Source organism: Gluconacetobacter entanii (assembly GCF_003206495.1).
GTDB lineage: Bacteria > Pseudomonadota > Alphaproteobacteria > Acetobacterales > Acetobacteraceae > Novacetimonas > Novacetimonas entanii.
Genome location: NZ_NKUF01000146.1, coordinates 1 through 519 on the forward strand (window position 1 = coordinate 1; position 519 = coordinate 519).

Below are 519 nucleotides of genomic sequence, written 5' to 3' on the forward strand. Positions count from 1 at the left end.
GCGCAGTGTGACGGGATGGTCCACCAAGATCGTCGCCATGACTGACGCCCTGGGCAATCTGGTCCGCTTTACGCTTATCCCCGGCCAGCATTACGACACAGTCGGGGTCGCGCCTCTTCTCGAACCCGCGGATTTCAAGGGACTTCTTGCCGACAAGGCGTTCGATGTGCACTGGATCGTGGACACTATACGCGCGCAAGGGGACTGCGTGGTCATTCCCCAGCGCAAAAACCGCCTCGACAGACGCCCGTTCGATGGAGCCATGTTCAAGGCGCGCCACCTCATCGAGAACTTTTTCTGCAAGCTCAAGGAGTTCAAGCGCATCGCCATGAGGAGCGACAAGACCGACAGATCATTCGCAGCGATGATTTATCTCACCGCCGCAATCATCAATTCGCGTTAATTCCCAACAGGCCCTGGCACTACAGTTGCATTTTGTGTTGAGTTCTGAATCTATGGGTAACCATGATTCAGGATATGATGAGTGGCGGTACGTCTGTTGAAGAGACGCTGGAATTA

General features: G+C 54.7%; 1 protein-coding gene. It reads left to right on the forward strand.

The features are described from left to right. Positions 1–403 (forward strand): transposase (locus tag CFR72_RS16960; protein ID WP_146220789.1); only part of this gene is annotated, 403 nt, incomplete at its 5' end. Positions 404–519: the final 116 nt, after the last annotated feature.